Origin of the sequence: Herbihabitans rhizosphaerae (genome assembly GCF_004216555.1) — a bacterium.
Lineage (GTDB): Bacteria > Actinomycetota > Actinomycetes > Mycobacteriales > Pseudonocardiaceae > Herbihabitans > Herbihabitans rhizosphaerae.
Genome location: NZ_SGWQ01000004.1, coordinates 275,280 through 293,568, shown reverse-complemented (window position 1 = coordinate 293,568; position 18,289 = coordinate 275,280). Strand labels below are relative to the sequence as shown.

Genomic DNA, 18,289 nt, shown 5'->3' with positions numbered 1-18,289 from the left:
GTGTCGGCTGCAGGTCGCCAGAAGGCTACCTGGATCTTGGACACATTACGTATCGCGCCACTCCACCGGGTGGTTCACCTGGGTGAATAGTGACGCGTGATCGTGTAGGCCAGTCAGTCGAAACTGACCGCCCGCACCAACGCGGCCTTCACGGTGTGACCGATCGAGTCGAGCACCGAGCGGTCCACCGGACGGTCCACGCGCAGCAGCATGACCGCGTCGGTACCGGTCGTGGTCTGCGAGATCTGGGCCGCCTCGATGTTGATGCCGGCCTCGCCGAGCAGGGTGCCGACGGTGCCCATCACGCCCGGCCGCTCCGGGTACTCCAGCAGCAGCAGGTGGCCCTCGGCGCGCAGGTCGAAGTGCCGCCCGTTCACCTCGACGAGCTTCTCCACCTGCGCGAGGCCGCTGAGCGTGCCGGACACCCGGACCGTGGCGCCGTCGCCGTAGACCGCACGCAGCGTGACCAGACTGCGGTGTGCCGCGCTCTCCGGCGCGGTGATCGTCTCGACGGTGACACCCAGCTCCTCGGCCAGCCGCGGCGCGTTGACGAAGGTGACCTGATCCTCCACGACACCCGAGAACGCGCCGCGCATGGCGGCCAGCGGCAGCACCGAGACGTCCTCGGTGGACAGCTCGCCGCGCACCTCGACGGTGAGCGTGGACGGCGCCTTGCCACCGCTGAACGCGGCGAGCACCTGGCCCAGCTTCTTGGCCAGCGGCAGGTACGGGCGCACCTCCTCGCCGACCACTCCCCCGCTGGCCACGTTCACCGCGTCGGGCACGAACTCGCCGCGCAGCGCCAGCAGCACCGAGCGCGCGACGTCGGTGCCGGCGCGGTCCTGTGCCTCGGCGGTGGACGCGCCGAGGTGCGGGGTGACCACGATGCCGGGCACCTCGAACAGCGGGCTGGAGGTGGTCGGCTCGGTGGCGTACACGTCCACACCCGCGCCGCCGACCTGGCCGCTTCGGACGGCCTCGGCGAGCGCCTCCTCGTCCACGAGGCCACCGCGGGCGGCGTTCACGATCAGCACGCCCTTCTTGGTCTTGGCGAGCTGATCGGCGCCGATCAGGCCCTTGGTCTCCGGGGTCTTCGGCAGGTGCACGGAGATCACGTCCGCGCGGGCCAGCAGGTCGTCCAGCGACACCAGCTCGATGCCGAGCTGCGCGGCACGGGCGGCCGACACGTACGGGTCGTAGGCGATCAGCGTGGTGGCGAACGCGGCGAGGCGCTGCGCGAACAGCTGGCCGATCTTGCCGAGCCCGACCACGCCGACGGTCTTGCCCTGCAGCTCGACGCCGGCGTACGAGCTGCGCTTCCACTCCCCGCCGCGCAGGCTCGCGTCGGCGGCCGGCACCCGGCGGGCGACCGCGAGCAGCAGCGCGACGGCGTGCTCGGCGGCCGAGACGATGTTGGAGGTCGGGGCGTTCACCACGAGCACGCCACGCTCGGTGGCGGCGGGCACCTCGACGTTGTCCAGGCCGACGCCGGCACGCGCGACGACCTTCAGCTTCCCCGACGCGGCAAGGACTTCCGCGTCCACCTTGGTCGCCGACCGCACCAGCAGCGCGTCCGCGTCGGCCACCGCGGACAGCAGCGCCGGCCGGTCGGTCCCGTCGACGTGCCGCACCTCGACCTCGTCGCCGAACACCTCCAGCACGGACGGGGCGAGCTTTTCGGCGATCAGGACGACAGGGCGGCTGGGGTTGGTCACGGCTGTGCTCCACTGGGTAGGAATGGGCTGGGTTAGCAACCGATGGCGACACGGCTACCGCGCTGTAACCAGATCGCCTCAAATACTACGACGTGGGACGAGTCGTCTCACATCGTGGTGGACGGGCTCAGATGGGTTCCTGCGGCGAGTGTGGCCCGTCGGGCAGCTCGACCTCGATCGGGTCACCAGGGCGCACGACTCCCCCGGTGACCACGACACCGAGCACGCCGGCCTTGCGCACCACGTTGCCGTCGGCGTCCAGGCCGACCATCTGCTTCATCAGGCCGGCCCGGAACTTGTTGACCTGGTGACACGGCGTGCGCAGGCCGGTCAGCTCGACCACCGCGGACTCGCCGATGCGCAACCGTGTGGCCGCCGGCAGCCCCTGCAGATCGACGCCGCGCGTGGTGATGTTCTCGCCGAGCTGACCGGGCTCGATCGGGTACCCGGCGCCGGCCAGCTCCTCGTGCAGCTCCTGGGCCTGCAGGTGCACCTGGCGCAGGTTCGGCTCGTCGATCTCCTCGCCCAGCTTGGTCCGGGCGCGGATGGTCGCCGCCGCGTGCACGTCCCCGTCCACGCCGAGACCCGCCCGCAGCGTGATGTCGCCGCGGGTGGGCTTGCTGAACGTGTGCGCCGGACTACTGGCGACCGCGATGACTCGCATGCCGCCATGCTGCCAGAACGTCGTTGGGCCGCAACGGGATTACCCCGGCGATGATCACCAGGGCTCGTCGAACTCGCCGGCCCTCGCGCCTTGGACGAACGCGTCCCACTCCGACTCGGTGAACACCAGCACGGTGTCGTCCGGACCGGTGTGCTTCGAGTTGCGCATCGCGATGTAGGTCTTGTCGTCGGTGTGCGGCACGAACGCGATCTGCACGTACTCGCCGTCCGGGTCGTAGTCCGGCGCGTCGGTGTCGGCGGCGGTCTGCCACTCCGCGTTGGTGAGGTCCAGCTTGCCGCGTACGTGCGCCTTGTCGTCGTAGATCGGGGCACTCGTCTGCTGTGCCGGCTTGTCCTCGTCACTCATCGAATCGAAATCCTTCGCCGCGCGTCTGTGTCGACACTCAACGTAGCGTCGTGCCCGGAGGTGCTCGCGGCCAGGTCGTGTCTGACAAATCTCGGTCGATCACGACCACGGGTTTGTCAGACGCGGCCTTGGTCAGCCGATGTCGTCGAGCATCTCCTGGATGTGCGCCCGCTGCTCGTCGTTCCCGTCCGGCAACACGCGGAGCGCCGCGCGGAACGCGTCCGCGGCCTCGGCCTTCCGATCGACCTCCTCGAGTACCCGTCCGCGCAGGGTCAGCGCGGCGGCCTGCTCGGACCGCACGTCCAGCGCGGCGAAGGCCTCGGCCGCCGTAGCGGCGCGGTCGGCCGCCTCGTCGCGCTGCTCCCACGAGGACAGGATCCTGGCGGAGTCGTACCGCAGCACGGCCCGCTCCCAGAGCAGTCGCGGCTCCTCGGCCCCCAGTTCGAGGGTGCAGCGCTCGGCGCGCAGCAGCGTGCGCCCGCACCGCTCCCGGTCGCCGGCCCAGTGCCAGGACAGGGCGGCGCGCCGCCGGTTGTGCAGCTCGCCGACGGCGTTGCCGGCCAAGGCGTACGACTCGCCGGCCCACTCGTAGCGCTCACCGGCTTCGGCGTCCCGGTCGAGCCGGTCGAGCAGGTCCGCCGCGATTCCGTAGCACTGACCGGCCTCCTGGTGCTGGTCGGTGCCGGCGTAGTACTCGACCGCCTCGGCGAGCAGGTCGACCGCCTGTGCCGACTGGTTCAGATCGGAAAGCGCTTGTGCCAGAACGAACTTCGCCCGGTTGAGCCGGTACGGGTCCTCGATTCGCTCCAGCTCGGGGATCGCGTCCTCGGCGGCGTCGGCGGCCTGGTCTGGACGCCCGGCGGCCAGCGCGGCCGAGGCAAGCTCGAGGTTGGACAACGCGGCGGCACCGGGCTCTCCCGCGGCCAGCCGCACCGAGACGGCCGCGGTGAACGCCCGCACGGCGGCGTCCGGTTCGTCCATGTCGAGGGCGACGAGACCGCGCAGGTGCCAGGCGTTGGACCGCCTTGTCCACACCGAGGACCGTGTCACCTCGGCGAACAGCCGCTCCGCTTCGGCGAACTCGCCGGCCGCCGCCCGGACCCGCGCCCCGGTGAGCAGCGTCTCCAGGTAGACCTCGGTGGTGGGCGGGACGGTGGCGCGGAACAGCTCCGCCGCCCGGTCGGCGCGCTGGCGCACCTCGTCGCGGCGTTCGTCGCCGAGCTGGGCGGCGTAGCCGGCGATCTCCGTGGTCAGCAGAGCGCGGGTGAGATCGTCCTCGGCGATCGTCTCCGCCGCGCGCAGCAGGTCCAGCGCCTCGTCGTGCCGGCCGATGAGCCAGAGCACATGCGCGAGCCGCCTGGCCGAGCCGCACCGCGCGGGGACGTCACCGATCTCCTCGATGCGCTCGTGGGCCGCGGTCACGTCGGCCAACCCGTCGTCGACGCGATCGGTGAGGCACCACAACGTGCCGATCCGCTGCCGCACCACCTGCTCGCGCACCGCGTCGCCGGCCTCGGCGAACAACTCGAGCGCGCGCCGCCAGATCCGCTCGGCCTCCTCCGGACCGCTCTCGGCCACCGCGTCCGCGCCGGCCTCGTTGAGCCTCCTGCCCAGCAGCTCGGACTCGGGGTCCGGGCAGAGTTCGTCGAACCGCCGCCAGGCCGCTTCCGCCGCGGGGAAGTTGAGCAGGCGCGCCTGCTGGTCGGCAAAGTCGGCCAGTTCCTCCGGCGAGGCCGGCAGCGCGGGCATCTCCGGTTCGGCCGGCTCGTCCGGCTCGTCCACGGGCGCGGGTCGGCGAGCCGCGGCCGACAGCGGCAGATGGTCGACCAGCGGCTCCGCGGCGAGGATCGATGCGACCGGTCGCCCTGTCGCGAGGTGCCGTTGCGCTCGTCGAACCGTGCGGCGATCTCCTTGGCGCGCAAGGAAAGCTCGGCGGCGACCTCGGTGGCGTCGACGTCCGCGCCGTCCCGGCGGATCATGATGCCGGGCTCGGCCTCGGCGGCCAGCCGAAGCGCGAGCGCCCCCGACGCGGCGAACTCCATCTCGACCAACGGCGACGGCGGCTCCTCGAGCGCTGTCAGATGCCGCTGCACGAGTTCGATGGCACGCGCGGTGTTGCCGGTGCGGGCGCAGAACTCCACGTGCGACGCGATCGGGCCCAGCTCCCGCCGCTCGGTGCGCAGCCTGCGATAGGCGCTCCGGTGCGCCTCCGCGGCCTCGGTGAGCCTGCCGGTGCGCACGTAGGGCAACAGCAGGTCGGTCAGGATCGACTGCGGCTGCTCGACACACGTCATCTCACCGGCGAGCACCGGCACCGCCAGCGCGACGGCGTCCTCGTCGCGCCGCCGCCAGGCCAGGTAGCTCACCTTCGACGTCGGCTCGCACCCGACGCAGTCCGACATCCCGTCACGCGGCGCCGCGCACCACAGCCGGTAGTGCTCGGCGGCCGTGTCCTCGTCGCCGACGTGCTGCGCCACGACCACCCGGTACTGGTGCACGGCGTTCATGCTGTAGCCGGCCAGCCGGTACCGGCGCTCCATGTCGTCGAGCACGGCCATCGCCTTGTCCAGCGGAACCTCGGGGAACTTCGCCAGCGCGTTGACGATCCACTTGAAGCTCCACATCAGCTCGTGGTCGTAGTGCGGGTCGGCCTCGCCGCGGTCGTGCACCGCGAGGCACCAGGCGAAGGGCACGAACGCCTTGCCCGGCTCGCCGCCCATCACGTACGCGTTGGTCGCCAGGATCCGCGCCGCGTACTGGATCGGGGCGTTCGCCTCCGCGTCGGCGCGACGGACGATCGCCTCCACCGCGGCGATCTGGCCGCGCCCGTACGGCATCCGCCCTGCTTCGCCGAGCCGCTGCTCCAGCGCGACGTCATCGATCACGAGTGTCCTCCCCAGGTACGGCCGACTCCAGCAGGCCGAGGAACGAGCGGTTCAGCAGCGCGGCGTCGGCCGGCCGGATCGGGTGATAGCCCAGTAGCAGCGCCTGGCCGTAGAGCGCCTCGACGGCCGAGGTGATCAGACCGGGATCGGTCAGCCGGCTTGTCCTGCGCACCAACGGATTCCGGTGGTTGAGCACGAGTTGCGGGCGGTCGTCGCCGGGCTTGTCGAACGCGCCGAGGACGCCGGCCCACAGCGCGTCGGCCTTCTCCCGGGTGGCGCGCAGCTCGCCTTGGAACGCCGCCGCCCGGTCGATCAGGTACAGCACGGGCAGCGAGGCCGGCTCGAAGCCGCGCAGCACGACCTCGCAGCCGAGTTGGTCGAGCACGCGCTGCGCGGTGTTCAAGAACGGCCGCAACTCCAGCTCCTCGGCCGGCGCGACCGACTCGAAGCGGGTCGCGAGGTCGGTGGGATCGAGCTGCTCCACCTTCACCTCGGTGTCCATTGTGGACAGCCGCTCGATGATCTCGCTGTCGTAGGCGTACCCGCCGTTGACCACCGCGATGTTCTGCGCCGCGGCCACGCCGGCCAGCTGCCGGAAGTCCTCTGCCGTCACCGTGTAGCGGACCACGCCGTGCGTCGCGGCGAACTCGGCCAGCGTCATCTTGCCGACGTTGGTCTCCATCGGCCACCACTGCTCGACCAGCCGCAGCATCTCGTCGTCATGCAGCGCCAGCGCCTTCACGCCGAGGTGGTGGATGCCGAGGAACCTGGCCAGCCGCTGCGGATCGGTGCGCGCGAGACCGACGAGCCAGCCGCGTAGCCGCTCGCCGAGCACCTCGCGGGTGTGCTCGAGCAGGTCGTCGGAGTACAGCGCCTCCCTGCTCGCCGTGGGGCGCAGCTCGGTCGCGTCCACGACGCAGCGCACGAAGAAACCCCAGTCGGGCAGCAGGCCATCGGCGTTCTCCGACAACAGCATCCGCTTGAGGTACACGCGGTGCCCCGCCCGCGCGGCCGGGTTGGCGGCGAACGGCAGCACGTACGCGACGCCGGTCAGACCGGCCTCCGGCACGTCCAGCTCGACGACGTCGAACGGCGTCATGCCGAACACGTCCTGCGCGTGGCCGACCAGATCGGCCGTGCGCTGCTCCGGCCTGCGTTCGTCACGGCGCCACGGCGGGCCGGTGCCGCTGACCGCCGTGCCGTTCACGGTGACCTCGAACGGCAGCATCGACCCGTACAGCGCCGCCAGCTCGGCGACCGTCGGCGGCTCGAACCACTGCTCGGCGCCCTGGCGCGCGGACAGCGTCACAGTCGTCCCGACACTGTCGCGTTCGGCCGGTGACACCGTGTACGTGCCGTCGGAGTTGCCCACCCAGGCGACCGCGTCGTCGCTCCCGGCCGCGCGGGTCGTGAGCCGGATCTGGTCCGCCACAAGGAATCCCGACAGCAGCCCGATGCCGAACTGGCCGAGGAACTCGTGCCGCGCGAAGCCGAGGTCGTCGCGCTTGGAGCTGCGCCCGATCGTGGCCAGGAACTCGCGCACCTGAACCGGGGTCAGCCCGACACCGGAATCCTCGACGACCACGCGGCCGTCGCCGACCGTGATGCCGATCGTGGCCGGCGCGTGCGGCTCGGTCCGCCGGCGTGCGGTGATCGCGTCCACCGCGTTCTGCATCAGTTCGCGCACGTACACCCGAGGGCTGGAGTACAGGTGGTGGCTGAGCAGGTCGACCACTCCCCGCAGGTCGACCTGGAAGTTCTGCTGTGGGAGCACCGACGCACCCTATCGGCGCGGGCGGAGGCACTCGACGGCTTTCGGCGCTTCGGCCGGTCTTCGTCCGCTACGTTGCCGGCATGCGCGAGTTACAGCTGCCCGAGGTCGGCGCGAGAATCCGGTGGATCGACATCGCGGGCGACGGCCCGGCGCGGGTGTTCGTGCACGGGCTGGGGTGCACCGGCGGCTCGGACTTCGCGCACATCGCGGCGCACCCGCTGCTGGCCGGGCGACGGTCGATTCTGGTGGACCTGCTCGGGCACGGGCTGTCGGACCGGCCGGGCAAGTTCGACTACGGCCTCGAGTCGCAGGCGCGCTGTGTCGCCGCCGTACTCGATCACCTCGGCCTCGACGGCGTGGAGCTGGTCGGCCACTCCATGGGCGGCGCGATCGCGATCCTGCTCGCCGCCGAGCGGCCCGACCTGGTGGCGCGGCTGGTGGTGGCCGAGCCGAACGTGCTGCCCGGCGGCGGGCCGGGGAGCCGCTCGATCGCCGCCATGGACGAGAAAACCTTTGTCAGTAACGGTTTCCGGCGGATGGCGATGCTGATCGACCGGCCGGACTTCGTGGCGCGGTTCCGGTTGGCCGACCCGGTGGCGTTGCACCGCAGTGCGGTCGCGCTGATCGAGTTGACCACGCCGACCACCGGCGAGTTGCTGGCCGGGTTGGACATTCCCCGAGCGTTCCTGGTCGGAGCGCTCAGCCGCGACGACGAGGACGACGCCGAGCGGATCGCCACCGACGCCGGCATTCCGGTGCACGTGATCGCGGACGCCGGGCACAACCTGATGATCGACAACCCGGACGGGTTCGCCGAGGCGCTGGCCGCCGCACTCCGGGACTGACCTCACACCATCGGGCGACAGCGCTCCGCAAACGGCGGGGAAACGTCAGGCACCGGTGCCAAGCTGACGCGGCTCACAGAGAGGGGTCGCCATGAAGGTTCTCGTCGCCACATCTCGCACGCAAGGTCAGCGGGACAACGACTATCACTGGTGCGTGGACGGTGAACTGGTCCAGGCTCTGCCGGCCTGTGCCAGCGATAAGGACGATCCGGAGGGCGGCTGTGGATGCGGGCGCGGATTCGCAGGGTTGAACTCGCACAAGGCGACGACCACGGCCGCGGTGGCCGAGGTGCCGCTCGCGTTCGACGACTACGTCGAAGCGATCCGGTCCAGCATGGAGGATGGCGGCTGGCCCACACACAACGCACCGGTACTCGCCGCGAGCCTGGTCACCGCCATCAGCGATCTTCCGATTGGGACGGTGATAGAGCGTCGCCTCGACTGGATCCGGGCCCGCCCGTCGGCGCTATGAGCGTTCAACGGGTGAGCGTGGCCGTCGCGAACTCGCCCGGTTCCGCGCCCGCCTGGTCCACGACCGTCCCTTGTGGACTCCACACGCCGGAGCCGCCCGAGGTCTCGGCGAACCCACCGCCGGTCGGCCCGGCGAACGACGCCAGCGCGACGAACACGTTGTGCCGCACGGAGATTCCGTGCATCCGGGTGTCCCGACGGTCGGCCGAGGACGCGGCGAACACCGCGCCGACGGCGTAGCAGTCGATGCCCAGCGCGACGGTGGGCAGCAGGTGGTCGTCGAACGCGGAGTCGCGGCAGATCCCGAGCCCGAACCGCCAGCCGTCCACCTCGATCACGGCCGGCTTCTCCCCCGGCGCGAACCGTGCCTCGGCCGGGTCGAGCAGCATCTTGAGGTACACCACCGCGACGCCGTCACGGTCCACCCGCAGCATCGCGATGTGCTCGCGCCCGTTCTCCCACACCGGCGCGCCGGCCAGCGCGATCGTCCCGGTGTCGGTGCACGCGTCGGCCAGCACGTCGAGCCGGGGATCGGCCACCGCGACCGTCGGCCCGTCCAACTCGTACCCGGTCAGCGACAACTCGGGGCACACCACGACCCGCGCGCCGGCGCGGCGCACCAGATCCGCGTGCGCCGCCGCGTTGGCCGCCACATCGCCGGCGACGCACACGGGCTGTCCGACCGCGACGGTCAGCCCGCGCGCGTCCTCGCGACTCACGCCGTGTCGGTGAGCGGGCGGTCCACCCAGGACATCAGGCCGCGCAGCTTCTTGCCGACCTCCTCGATCGGGTGCGCCTCGCCGGCCTGCTCCAGGCGGGTGAAGTTCGGCCGTCCGGCGTCGTCCTCGGCCACCCACTCCTTGGCGAACCGGCCGTCCTGCACCTCGGCGAGGATGCGCTTCATCTCCTCCTTGACCGCCGCGTTGATCACGCGCGGGCCACGGGTGAGATCGCCGTACTCGGCGGTGTCGGACACCGAGTAGCGCATCCGCGCGATGCCGCCCTCGTACATCAGGTCGACGATCAGCTTCAGCTCGTGCAGGCACTCGAAGTACGCGATCTCCGGCGCGTAGCCCGCCTCGGTCAGCGTCTCGAAACCAGCCTGCACCAACGCCGACGCGCCGCCGCAGAGCACCGCCTGCTCACCGAACAGGTCGGTCTCGGTCTCCTCGGTGAACGTCGTCTTGATCACGCCGGCCCGCGAGCCGCCGATGCCCTTGGCGTAGGACAGCGCCAGCGCCTGGGCACCCCCGGACGGGTCCTGCTCGACCGCGATCAGGCAGGGCACGCCCTTGCCGTCCACGAACTGGCGGCGCACCAGGTGCCCCGGCCCCTTCGGCGCGACCATCGCGACGTCCACATTGGACGGCGGCTTGATCAGGCCGTAGCGGATGTTGAAGCCGTGCCCGAAGAAGATCGCGTCGCCGTCGGAGAGGTTGGGCGCGATGTCGTCGGTGTAGATGGCGCGCTGCTTGGTGTCCGGCGCGAGGATCATGATCAGGTCGGCCTCGGCGGAGGCGTCGGCCGGCGTGAGCACGCGCAGCCCCTGCTCCTCGGCCTTGGCGCGGGACTTGGAGCCCTCCGGCAGCCCGATCCGGACGTCGACGCCGGAGTCGCGCAGGCTCAGCGCGTGCGCGTGGCCCTGGCTGCCGTATCCGATCACGGCGACCTTGCGCGCCTGGATCACGCTCAGATCGGCGTCATCGTCGTAGAAGATCTCGACCGACATGGTGGTGTGTACTTCCCTTCAATAGCAACGAAAAATCAGCGAGCCGAGGTGGCCGTGATCGAACGGGGGCCGCGCCCGATGGCCACCATGCCGGACTGCACCATCTCGCGCACCCCGTACGGCTCCACCATGCGCAGCAGCGCCTCCAGCTTGTCCGCCGTGCCGGTCGCCTCGATGGTGACCGCCTCCGGCGACACGTCGACCACCTTGGCGCGGAACAGCTGCACGGTCTCCAGCACCTGGCTGCGCACGGTGGCGTCGGCGCGCACCTTCACCAGGAGCAGCTCACGCTGCACGGACACCGCCGGATCCAGCTCGACGATCTTGATGACGTTCACCAGCTTGTTGAGCTGCTTGGTGACCTGCTCCAGCGGGAGGTCCTCCACGGCGACCACGATCGTCATCCGGGACACCTCGGGGTTCTCGGTCGGGCCGACCGCGAGCGACTCGATGTTGAAGCCGCGCCGGGAGAACAGGCCGGCGACGCGCGCGAGCACACCGGGCTTGTTCTCCACCAGGACGCTGAGGGTGTGCGTGGTCACTGCTGGACCTCCAGCTCTTCACCGATGCTGTCGTCCTCGAACAGCGGGCGGATGCCGCGCGCGGCCATGATCTCGTCGTTGCCGGTGCCGGCCGCGACCATCGGCCACACCTGCGCGTCCTTGCCGACCACGAAGTCGATCACGACCGGCCGGTCGTTGATCTCCATCGCGCGCTTGATCACCTCGTCCACGCTGTCCTTGGACTCGCACCGCAGTCCCGCGCACCCCAACGCCTCGGCGAGCAGGGTGAAGTCCGGAATCCGGTGCTTGTGCGTGCCGAGGTCGGTCTGCGAGTAGCGCTCGGCGTAGAACAGGTTCTGCCACTGGCGGACCATGCCCAGGTTGCCGTTGTTGATCACCGCGACCTTGATCGGCGCGCCCTCGATCGCGCAGGTGGCGAGCTCCTGGTTGGTCATCTGGAAGCAGCCGTCGCCGTCGATCGCCCACACCTGCTTGTCCGGCACGCCGAACTTGGCGCCCATCGCCGCCGGCACGGCGAAGCCCATCGTGCCGAGGCCGCCGGAGTTGATCCAGCTGGCCGGCCTCTCGTACTTGATGAACTGCGCGGCCCACATCTGGTGCTGCCCGACGCCCGCGGTGTAGATCGCGTCCGGCCCGACCAGCGAGCCGATCCGCTCGATCACGTACTGCGGGGACAGCGTGCCGTCGCCGGGCCACTCGTAGCCGAGTTGGTAGTTCTCCCGCCACGAGTTGGCCTGCTTCCACCACGCGATGAGGTCCGGCTTGCCGGCGCTGTCCGCCCGGATCGCGGCCACCAGCTCGGTGATGATCTCCTTGCAGTCGCCCACGATCGGCACGTCGGCGCGCCGGTTCTTGGAGATCTCGGCCGGGTCGATGTCCGCGTGCACGATCTTCGCGTCCGGCGCGAACGAGGCCAGCTGCCCGGTGACCCGGTCGTCGAACCGCGCGCCGAGCGCGATCAGCAGGTCGGAGCGCTGCATGGCGGCGACCGCGGCGACCGACCCGTGCATGCCCGGCATGCCGAGGTGTGACGGGTGCGAGTCGGGGAACGCGCCGCGCGCCATCAGTGTGGTGACCACCGGAATGCCGGTCAGCTCGGCCAGCTCCAGCAGCTCGGCCGACGCCTGCGCCTTGATCACGCCGCCGCCGACGTAGAGCACCGGCCGGCGCGCCTTGGCGATCAGCCGCGCGGCCTCGCGCACCTGCTTGCCGTGTGGGCGGGTGGTCGGCCGGTAGCCGGGCAGCCGCATGTCCGGCGGCCAGGTGAACGAGGTGTGCTCCTGCAGCACGTCCTTCGGGATGTCCACGAGCACCGGCCCGGGGCGGCCCGTGCTCGCGATGTGGAACGCCTCGGCGATCGTGCGCGGGATGTCGACGGGGTCGGTGACCAGGAAGTTGTGCTTGGTGATCGGCAGCGTGATGCCGCAGATGTCCGCCTCCTGGAACGCGTCGGTTCCGATCAGCGCGCGGGACTGCTGGCCGGTGATCGCGACCAGCGGCACGGAGTCCATGTTCGCGTCGGCCAGCGGCGTGACCAGGTTCGTGGCACCCGGACCGGAGGTGGCCATGCACACGCCGACCTTGCCGGTGGCCTGCGCGTATCCGGTGGCCGCGTGGCCGGCGCCCTGCTCGTGCCGGACCAGCACGTGCCGCACCTTGGTCGAGTCGAGCAGCGGGTCGTAGGCCGGGAGGATCGTGCCGCCGGGGATGCCGAACACGACCTCGGCGCCGACCGCCTCGAGCGAGCGGACGAGCGACTGCGCGCCGGTGACCCGTACCGGCGCGCCGGTCGGTGGTGCCGGCTTGGGTCGCGGTGGTGGGGACGGGGTCGCGCTCGCGGGTTTTCCGGCCCCGTCTTCGGGGGCGGATCGCGATGTCGCGCTGGTCATCGGCCCTGTCATTCGGCTCTGCCTCGCAGGTCGGTGGTCTCGACACGAAAAAACCCCCGCCGGCCGCTTAAGCCGTACGAGGGTCGCGCGTTCGACGCAGCTCGGAATTCCTCAGCGTCGAACGCGCTGGGGAAGTACGAGAATCGTCTGCTGCCGCACGCGAACGACGCTAGTGCGGACGGAGCAGTGGAGTCAACTCTGCGGGATAGTGATCCCGGATACTGGACACGCTCGGGTGACCCGGTGACCGGCGGCCACAACGATAAGGGCACCATTGCGTGCCGTGCCAGACGACGTGTCGAACCAGGTCGAGACCCCGCAACGACTGGTGTTCCGTATCCCGCCGACCGCGCTTCTCGGTGTGTTCCTGCTCGCCCTCGGCTGCCTGCCGGTGGCGTTCGTCGGTGTGCCGGGACTGCAGGCGATCTTCCTCGTGCCGCTCGCGGCCGGCTGGTGGGTGGTGCGCACGCGCACCGTCGCCGACCGGGACAAGCTGGTCGTGCGCACGGTGTTCGGCCGGCGGTCGCTGTCCTGGAACACGGTCGTCGGACTGCGGATCACCAAGGGCACGCGAGTGGACGCGGTCGTCGGCGACAAGGACAGCGCCGGTATTCGGCTGCCGTCGGTGCGCCCTCGGCACCTGCCCGCGTTGGCGCTGATCAGCGGCGGCCGGGTGCCCGACCCGACCGAGGAGCCCGAGCGGGCCGACGACGCCGAGGAGTAACCTCGAAGGCACCGCTCCCGTACGGGGCGCCTCACCCAGGCGCCGGACAATCGCAGACTTTCGCATCTGGAGCAGCTGTGCCTCCCCTTCGCTCCCGCACCACCACCCACGGCCGCAATGCCGCCGGCGCTCGCGCGCTGTGGCGGGCCACCGGCATGACCGACAGTGACTTCGGCAAGCCGATCGTGGCGATCGCCAACTCCTACACCCAGTTCGTGCCGGGGCACGTGCACCTGCGCGACCTCGGCGACGTGGTGGCCGACGCGATTCGCGAAGCCGGCGGTGTGCCGCGCGAGTTCCACACCATGGCGCTGGACGACGGGATCGCCATGGGGCACGGCGGGATGCTGTACTCGCTGCCGTCCCGGGAGATCATCTCCGACACCGTCGAGTACATGGTGAACGGGCACGCGGCCGACGCGCTGGTGTGCATCTCCAACTGCGACAAGATCACCCCGGGCATGCTGAACGCCGCCATGCGGCTGAACATCCCGACCGTGTTCGTCTCCGGCGGGCCGATGGAAGCCGGCAAGGCCGTCGTGGTGGACGGCGTCGCGCACGCGCCGACCGACCTGATCACCGCGATCTCCGCGTCCGCATCGTCCACTGTGGACGATCAGGGGCTGACCGAGGTGGAGCGCTCGGCCTGCCCGACGTGCGGCTCGTGCTCCGGGATGTTCACCGCGAACTCGATGAACTGTCTCACTGAGGCACTCGGGCTTTCCTTGCCGGGCAACGGTTCCACGCTCGCCACGCACACCGCGCGGCGTGCGCTGTTCGAGCGCGCCGGCACCACGGTCGTGGAGCTGGCCCGCCGGTGGTACGCCGAGGACGACGAGTCGGCCCTCCCCCGCCAGATCGCCAACCGCACGGCGTTCGAGAACGCGATGGCGCTCGACGTGGCGATGGGCGGCTCCACCAACACCGTGCTGCACGTGCTGGCCGCGGCGCTGGAGGGCGAGATCGACTTCACGCTCGCCGACATCGACGCGATCAGCCGCAAGGTGCCGTGCCTGTCGAAGGTGTCGCCGAACTCGGACTACCACATGGAGGACGTGCACCGGGCCGGCGGAATCCCCGCGATCCTCGGCGAGCTGGACCGGGGCGGCCTGCTCAACCGTGACGTGCACTCGGTGCACAGCCCGACGCTGTCCGAATGGCTGACCGAGTGGGACATCCGGAGCGGATCGCCGTCGGAGGATGCGGTGGAGCTGTACCACGCCGCGCCCGGCGGAGTGCGCACCACGAAGGCGTTCTCCACGTCGAACCGCTGGCTGGACCTGGACACCGACGCGGCCGGCGGCTGCATCCGGGACGTCGAGCACGCCTACACCGCCGACGGCGGGCTGGCCGTGCTGCACGGCAACCTGGCCGAGGACGGCGCGGTGATCAAGTCCGCCGGTATCGAGGAGGAGCTGTTCCGCTTCCAGGGGCCGGCGCGCGTGGTGGAGAGTCAGGAGCAGGCCGTGTCGGCCATCCTGAACAAGGAGATCCAGCCGGGCGACGTGCTCGTGGTGCGCTACGAGGGGCCGGCAGGCGGGCCGGGCATGCAGGAGATGCTGCACCCGACCGCGTTCCTCAAGGGCGCCGGCCTCGGCAAGCAGTGCGCGCTGATCACCGACGGGCGGTTCTCCGGCGGCACGTCCGGCCTGTCGATCGGGCACATCTCGCCGGAGGCGGCCTCCTTCGGCACGATCGGCCTGGTCCACGACGGTGACCAGATCCTGATCGACGTGCACGAGCGGAAGCTGGAACTGTTGGTGGACAAGGACGTTCTGGCCGAACGGCGAGCCAAGATGGAGTCCAGCGAGCGCCCGTGGCGTCCGGTCGACCGGCAGCGCCCGGTGTCCGCCGCCCTGCACGCCTACGCCCGGCTGACCACCTCGGCCGCCACCGGCGCGGCGCGCAACGCCTACCAGGACTGAGCCGCCCCAGGGGGTTTGTAGGTCTTCAAGACCCACAAACCCCCGGTCGGAGTGTCCGCAACGACGGCAAACCAGTTGTCGGGCGGGGACTGGTGGAGTTCAGCTCTTCATCACGAAGCGCACGAGCAGTGCCGCGCCGACGCCGACCACCAGGCACAGGAAGCCGAACGGAATCGGCTTGCGGTACCACGGCAGCGGACGGTCGATCGAGATCCGCCCCGGCCCGGTGAACATCAGCGCCACCGCCGCGCCGGCCAGCACGAAGTTCAGCTCCCAGCCAGCGGTGACCGCGCCCGTGGCGGAGATCTGGCCGAAGAAGCCCAGGCTCCAGTGGTCGGCGATGGCGTTGATCATCACGCCGACGATTCCGGCCGCCGCCAGCGGTGTCAGCAAACCGAGTATCAGCAGCGCGCCGGCACTGAGCTCGGTCAGGCTGAGCACCCAGGCGAGCAGCTCGGGCTGCTTGTACCCGGACGCCTGCAGCGACTGTGACATCATCTCGGGGCTGAGCTTGATGCCGCTGATCGGGAACAGCCCGAACACCTTCTGCAGGCCGTGGGCCAGGAAGGCGCCACCAAGGACCAGCCGCAGCACGAGCAGGCCCAGATCGGCGCCGCTGTGCCACCGCGGCTTCCCCAGCTCCTGCTCGACCTCGTCCTCGATCGGCGAGGAGCTGGTCAACAGGTCGGTCGATTCGCTGGAGTAGCCGCTGTCGTCGAACTCGCTGGGGTCGATCCTGCTGGTCGGCTGCGAGCCCGAATAGTCTTCGCCGCTCCGTGGGAACGGCCCGTCATCTCTGTAACCGCCCGAGGAGGCAGGGCGATAATCCTCGTTGCTCACGGCTGAGCAGGCTATTGCACCGCGCAAGTGCGTGCGCGACAACTCGATAACGGTTGGTTGGTCAATAGTCACCTGTGACCAGGTTTCGCAAGATCTCCCCAGCCACCAATCGCCGCAGGTTCGCCGCCACGATCCCGTACGCGCGGTCCCGCTGACCACGCACGCTGCCCGCGACGTGCGGGGTGAGCAGCAGGCCAGGCGCGGTCCACAGCGGATGACCGTCCGGCAGCGGCTCGGGATCGGTGACGTCGAGCGCGGCGCGCAGCCGTCCGGCCTCGAGTTCGGCGAGCAATGCGTCGGTGTGCACGACCGGGCCGCGTGCCGCGTTCACCAACACCGCGCCATCCCGCATGCTGGACAGGAACGCGGCGTCCACCATGCCGCGCGTCCCGTCGGTGAGCGGCACCATCAGCACCACGGCGTCGTGCTCTCCGAGCAGTGCCGGCAGCTCGTCCACGCCGTGTACGCCGTCCCGCGCCGTGCTGCCCACCAGGGTCGCCTCGGCGTCGAACGCCTCCAGCTTGCGCCGCATCCGCCGGCCGAGATCGCCGGCGCCGATCACCAGGATCCGCTTGCCCTGCAAGGTGTCCGTCTGGTGGTGGCGCCACACGCCGGCGCGGTGATCGTGGTCGAACTCGCGCAGCTCGCGGTAGATCGACAGCAGCACGGCCATCGCCCACTCCGAGGTGCTGCCGCCGTGCGCGCCCCGGCTGACGGCCAGGTCGACACCGTCCGACACTCGGCCGATCCACCGCTCGGCGCCGGCGGTGAGCGTGTGCACCAGCCGCAGTTTCGGCAGCGCGGCCGCCCTGTCAAGCAGCGCGTCGGGATAGCCGAGGAACGGCGGGACGAGCACCTCGGCGTCGTCGGGCAACTCCCGCTCGGAGTCGTAGCGGACGGCGCGCACCCCGGGCACCACGCCGAGTGCCGCCACGCCGTGGTCATCGGGCACCAGAACCGTGATCGTCACACCTGACACGGTACTTTCCCCGCGATGCGCGAACATGGCTTACCGTCCGCCGACGGCACCCGGATCGTCGCGTGGGACAGCGAGACTCCGGGGCCGCCGGTACTGCTCTGTCCTGGTCTCGGCACGATCCCCGAGGCGTGGCCGTCGCTGCTGCTGCCGAGCGCCGGTGTGCGGGTCCGCAGCTGGTACCACCGTGGCACCTTCACCTCCGATCGTCCCGCCGACCGCGACCGGATCCGGCTGGACGACCACGTCGACGACGCGCTGGCCGTGCTGGACGCCGCCGGGGTGCGGCGGTGCGTGGTGATCGGCTGGTCGATGGGCGTGATGGTGGCGACTCGCCTGGCCCGCCGGTTCCCCGACCGTGTCTCCGGGCTGCTGCTGGCCGCCGGCACACCGGGCGACCTGTTCGGCGGGATCGGCGGTGTGCTCGGCCTGCCGATCGGGCTGCGGCGCGCGCTGGCCGTCGGCGCGGCACACACGGTGCGCGGCGCCGGGCCGGTCCTGGACGCGGTGCTGCACCGGGTTCCGGTCAACGCGATCACCATGAACCTGTTGCGGCACAGCGGTTTCATGCTGCCCGGAGCCGATCCGGACGCGGTGGCGGCCGCGGTCACCCGGTTCCTGAAACACGACTGGCGGTGGTACGTCACGCTGGCGCTCGCGTTGCGCGACGTGCCGGCCGGCGATCTGTCCGGCATCGACTGCCCGATCACCGTTCTGGCCGGTCGCTACGACCTGCTCACCGACCCGTCCTCGGCCGCGCGTGCCGCCGAGGGGGTGCCGAACGCGCGCACGCGGGTGGTGCCGACGAGCCACTTCCTGCCGCTCGAGGCGCCCGAGGTGGTGGTCGAGGAGCTGGACCTGTTGCTGGACCGGGTGGACGAGCGGGCACGCCGGCCGGAGCCGCTGGACGCGTTGATCCCGCCACTCACCCGAGGTTCACGGGCGCTGACCTAGCCTGGCTG

The 18,289-nt window shown here is 70.8% G+C and carries 17 protein-coding genes; 5 read left to right on the top strand and 12 right to left on the bottom strand.

Translation table 11 applies throughout. From position 1 onward, the window contains the following. Nucleotides 1-113: 113 nt before the first annotated feature. From serA to EV193_RS14715, 6 genes are all read right to left on the bottom strand, one after another. On the bottom strand, nucleotides 114-1,715 hold the full coding sequence (gene serA, locus EV193_RS14735) for a phosphoglycerate dehydrogenase (protein ID WP_130344670.1): 1,602 nt from the start codon (nucleotides 1,713-1,715) through the stop codon (nucleotides 114-116). A gap of 127 nt (nucleotides 1,716-1,842) precedes the next feature. Beyond that, complete coding sequence (locus EV193_RS14730) at nucleotides 1,843-2,379, bottom strand: MOSC domain-containing protein (protein ID WP_130344669.1); 537 nt, start codon at nucleotides 2,377-2,379, stop codon at nucleotides 1,843-1,845. 54 nt (nucleotides 2,380-2,433) lie between these two features. Further along, on the bottom strand, nucleotides 2,434-2,745 hold the full coding sequence (locus EV193_RS14725) for a DUF397 domain-containing protein (RefSeq protein ID WP_130344668.1): 312 nt from the start codon (nucleotides 2,743-2,745) through the stop codon (nucleotides 2,434-2,436). A 132-nt stretch (nucleotides 2,746-2,877) separates the two neighbouring features. Continuing rightward, complete coding sequence (locus tag EV193_RS34560; protein ID WP_341273166.1) at nucleotides 2,878-3,726, bottom strand: soluble NSF attachment family protein; 849 nt, start codon at nucleotides 3,724-3,726, stop codon at nucleotides 2,878-2,880. A gap of 437 nt (nucleotides 3,727-4,163) precedes the next feature. Then, nucleotides 4,164-5,630 carry a hypothetical protein gene (locus tag EV193_RS34555; RefSeq protein WP_341273162.1) on the bottom strand — a complete coding sequence of 489 codons (1,467 nt, stop codon included), beginning with the start codon at nucleotides 5,628-5,630 and terminating at the stop codon, nucleotides 4,164-4,166. Continuing rightward, a complete protein-coding gene (locus EV193_RS14715; RefSeq protein WP_130344666.1) occupies nucleotides 5,620-7,404 on the bottom strand; it encodes an HSP90 family protein in 1,785 nt (594 codons plus the stop codon). The genes EV193_RS34555 and EV193_RS14715 overlap by 11 nt, the downstream gene beginning before the upstream one ends. 80 nt (nucleotides 7,405-7,484) lie before the next feature. Between EV193_RS14715 and EV193_RS14710 the strand changes: the two genes are divergently transcribed. Both EV193_RS14710 and EV193_RS14705 read left to right on the top strand, forming a co-directional pair. Further along, on the top strand, nucleotides 7,485-8,249 hold the full coding sequence (locus EV193_RS14710; RefSeq protein WP_130344665.1) for an alpha/beta fold hydrolase: 765 nt from the start codon (nucleotides 7,485-7,487) through the stop codon (nucleotides 8,247-8,249). 91 nt (nucleotides 8,250-8,340) lie between these two features. Beyond that, nucleotides 8,341-8,721, top strand: a complete 381-nt coding sequence (locus EV193_RS14705) for a DUF7715 family protein (protein ID WP_130344664.1) — start codon at nucleotides 8,341-8,343, stop codon at nucleotides 8,719-8,721. A gap of 4 nt (nucleotides 8,722-8,725) precedes the next feature. Here EV193_RS14705 and EV193_RS14700 read toward each other — a convergent pair whose 3' ends face one another. Genes EV193_RS14700 through EV193_RS14685 form a run of 4 tightly spaced genes read right to left on the bottom strand, consistent with a single transcriptional unit; the run spans nucleotide 8,726 to nucleotide 12,862 of the window. Then, a complete protein-coding gene (locus EV193_RS14700; RefSeq protein ID WP_207222643.1) occupies nucleotides 8,726-9,439 on the bottom strand; it encodes a carbon-nitrogen hydrolase family protein in 714 nt (237 codons plus the stop codon). Further along, entirely contained in the window at nucleotides 9,436-10,449 is a 1,014-nt protein-coding gene (ilvC, locus tag EV193_RS14695) for a ketol-acid reductoisomerase (RefSeq protein ID WP_130344663.1), read from the bottom strand. Before ilvC ends, EV193_RS14700 begins: the two co-directional genes overlap by 4 nt. Nucleotides 10,450-10,484: 35 nt before the next feature. After that, a complete protein-coding gene (gene ilvN, locus EV193_RS14690; RefSeq protein ID WP_130344662.1) occupies nucleotides 10,485-10,991 on the bottom strand; it encodes an acetolactate synthase small subunit in 507 nt (168 codons plus the stop codon). Then, nucleotides 10,988-12,862, bottom strand: a complete 1,875-nt coding sequence (locus tag EV193_RS14685; protein ID WP_130344661.1) for an acetolactate synthase large subunit — start codon at nucleotides 12,860-12,862, stop codon at nucleotides 10,988-10,990. Before EV193_RS14685 ends, ilvN begins: the two co-directional genes overlap by 4 nt. Before the next feature lie 283 nt (nucleotides 12,863-13,145). Between EV193_RS14685 and EV193_RS14680 the strand changes: the two genes are divergently transcribed. Together EV193_RS14680 and ilvD are read left to right on the top strand one after the other, a co-directional pair. Further along, nucleotides 13,146-13,586: a PH domain-containing protein gene (locus EV193_RS14680; protein ID WP_165401353.1), complete on the top strand. Its 441-nt coding sequence runs from the start codon at nucleotides 13,146-13,148 to the stop codon at nucleotides 13,584-13,586. A gap of 77 nt (nucleotides 13,587-13,663) precedes the next feature. Then, nucleotides 13,664-15,511 carry a dihydroxy-acid dehydratase gene (gene ilvD, locus EV193_RS14675; RefSeq protein WP_130344659.1) on the top strand — a complete coding sequence of 616 codons (1,848 nt, stop codon included), beginning with the start codon at nucleotides 13,664-13,666 and terminating at the stop codon, nucleotides 15,509-15,511. Between the two features lie 99 nt (nucleotides 15,512-15,610). On the opposite strand, the gene EV193_RS14670 is transcribed toward ilvD, so the two are convergent. Continuing rightward, nucleotides 15,611-16,351: a DoxX family protein gene (locus EV193_RS14670; protein ID WP_165401352.1), complete on the bottom strand. Its 741-nt coding sequence runs from the start codon at nucleotides 16,349-16,351 to the stop codon at nucleotides 15,611-15,613. Nucleotides 16,352-16,412: 61 nt separating this feature from the next. Beyond that, nucleotides 16,413-17,321 (bottom strand): 2-hydroxyacid dehydrogenase, encoded by a 909-nt coding sequence (locus EV193_RS14665; protein WP_130344657.1) that lies wholly within the window; start codon nucleotides 17,319-17,321, stop codon nucleotides 16,413-16,415. 24 nt (nucleotides 17,322-17,345) lie between these two features. Here EV193_RS14665 and EV193_RS14660 point away from each other — a divergent pair, with 24 nt between their 5' ends. After that, entirely contained in the window at nucleotides 17,346-18,281 is a 936-nt protein-coding gene (locus EV193_RS14660; protein WP_130344656.1) for an alpha/beta fold hydrolase, read from the top strand. Nucleotides 18,282-18,289 lie beyond the last annotated feature (8 nt).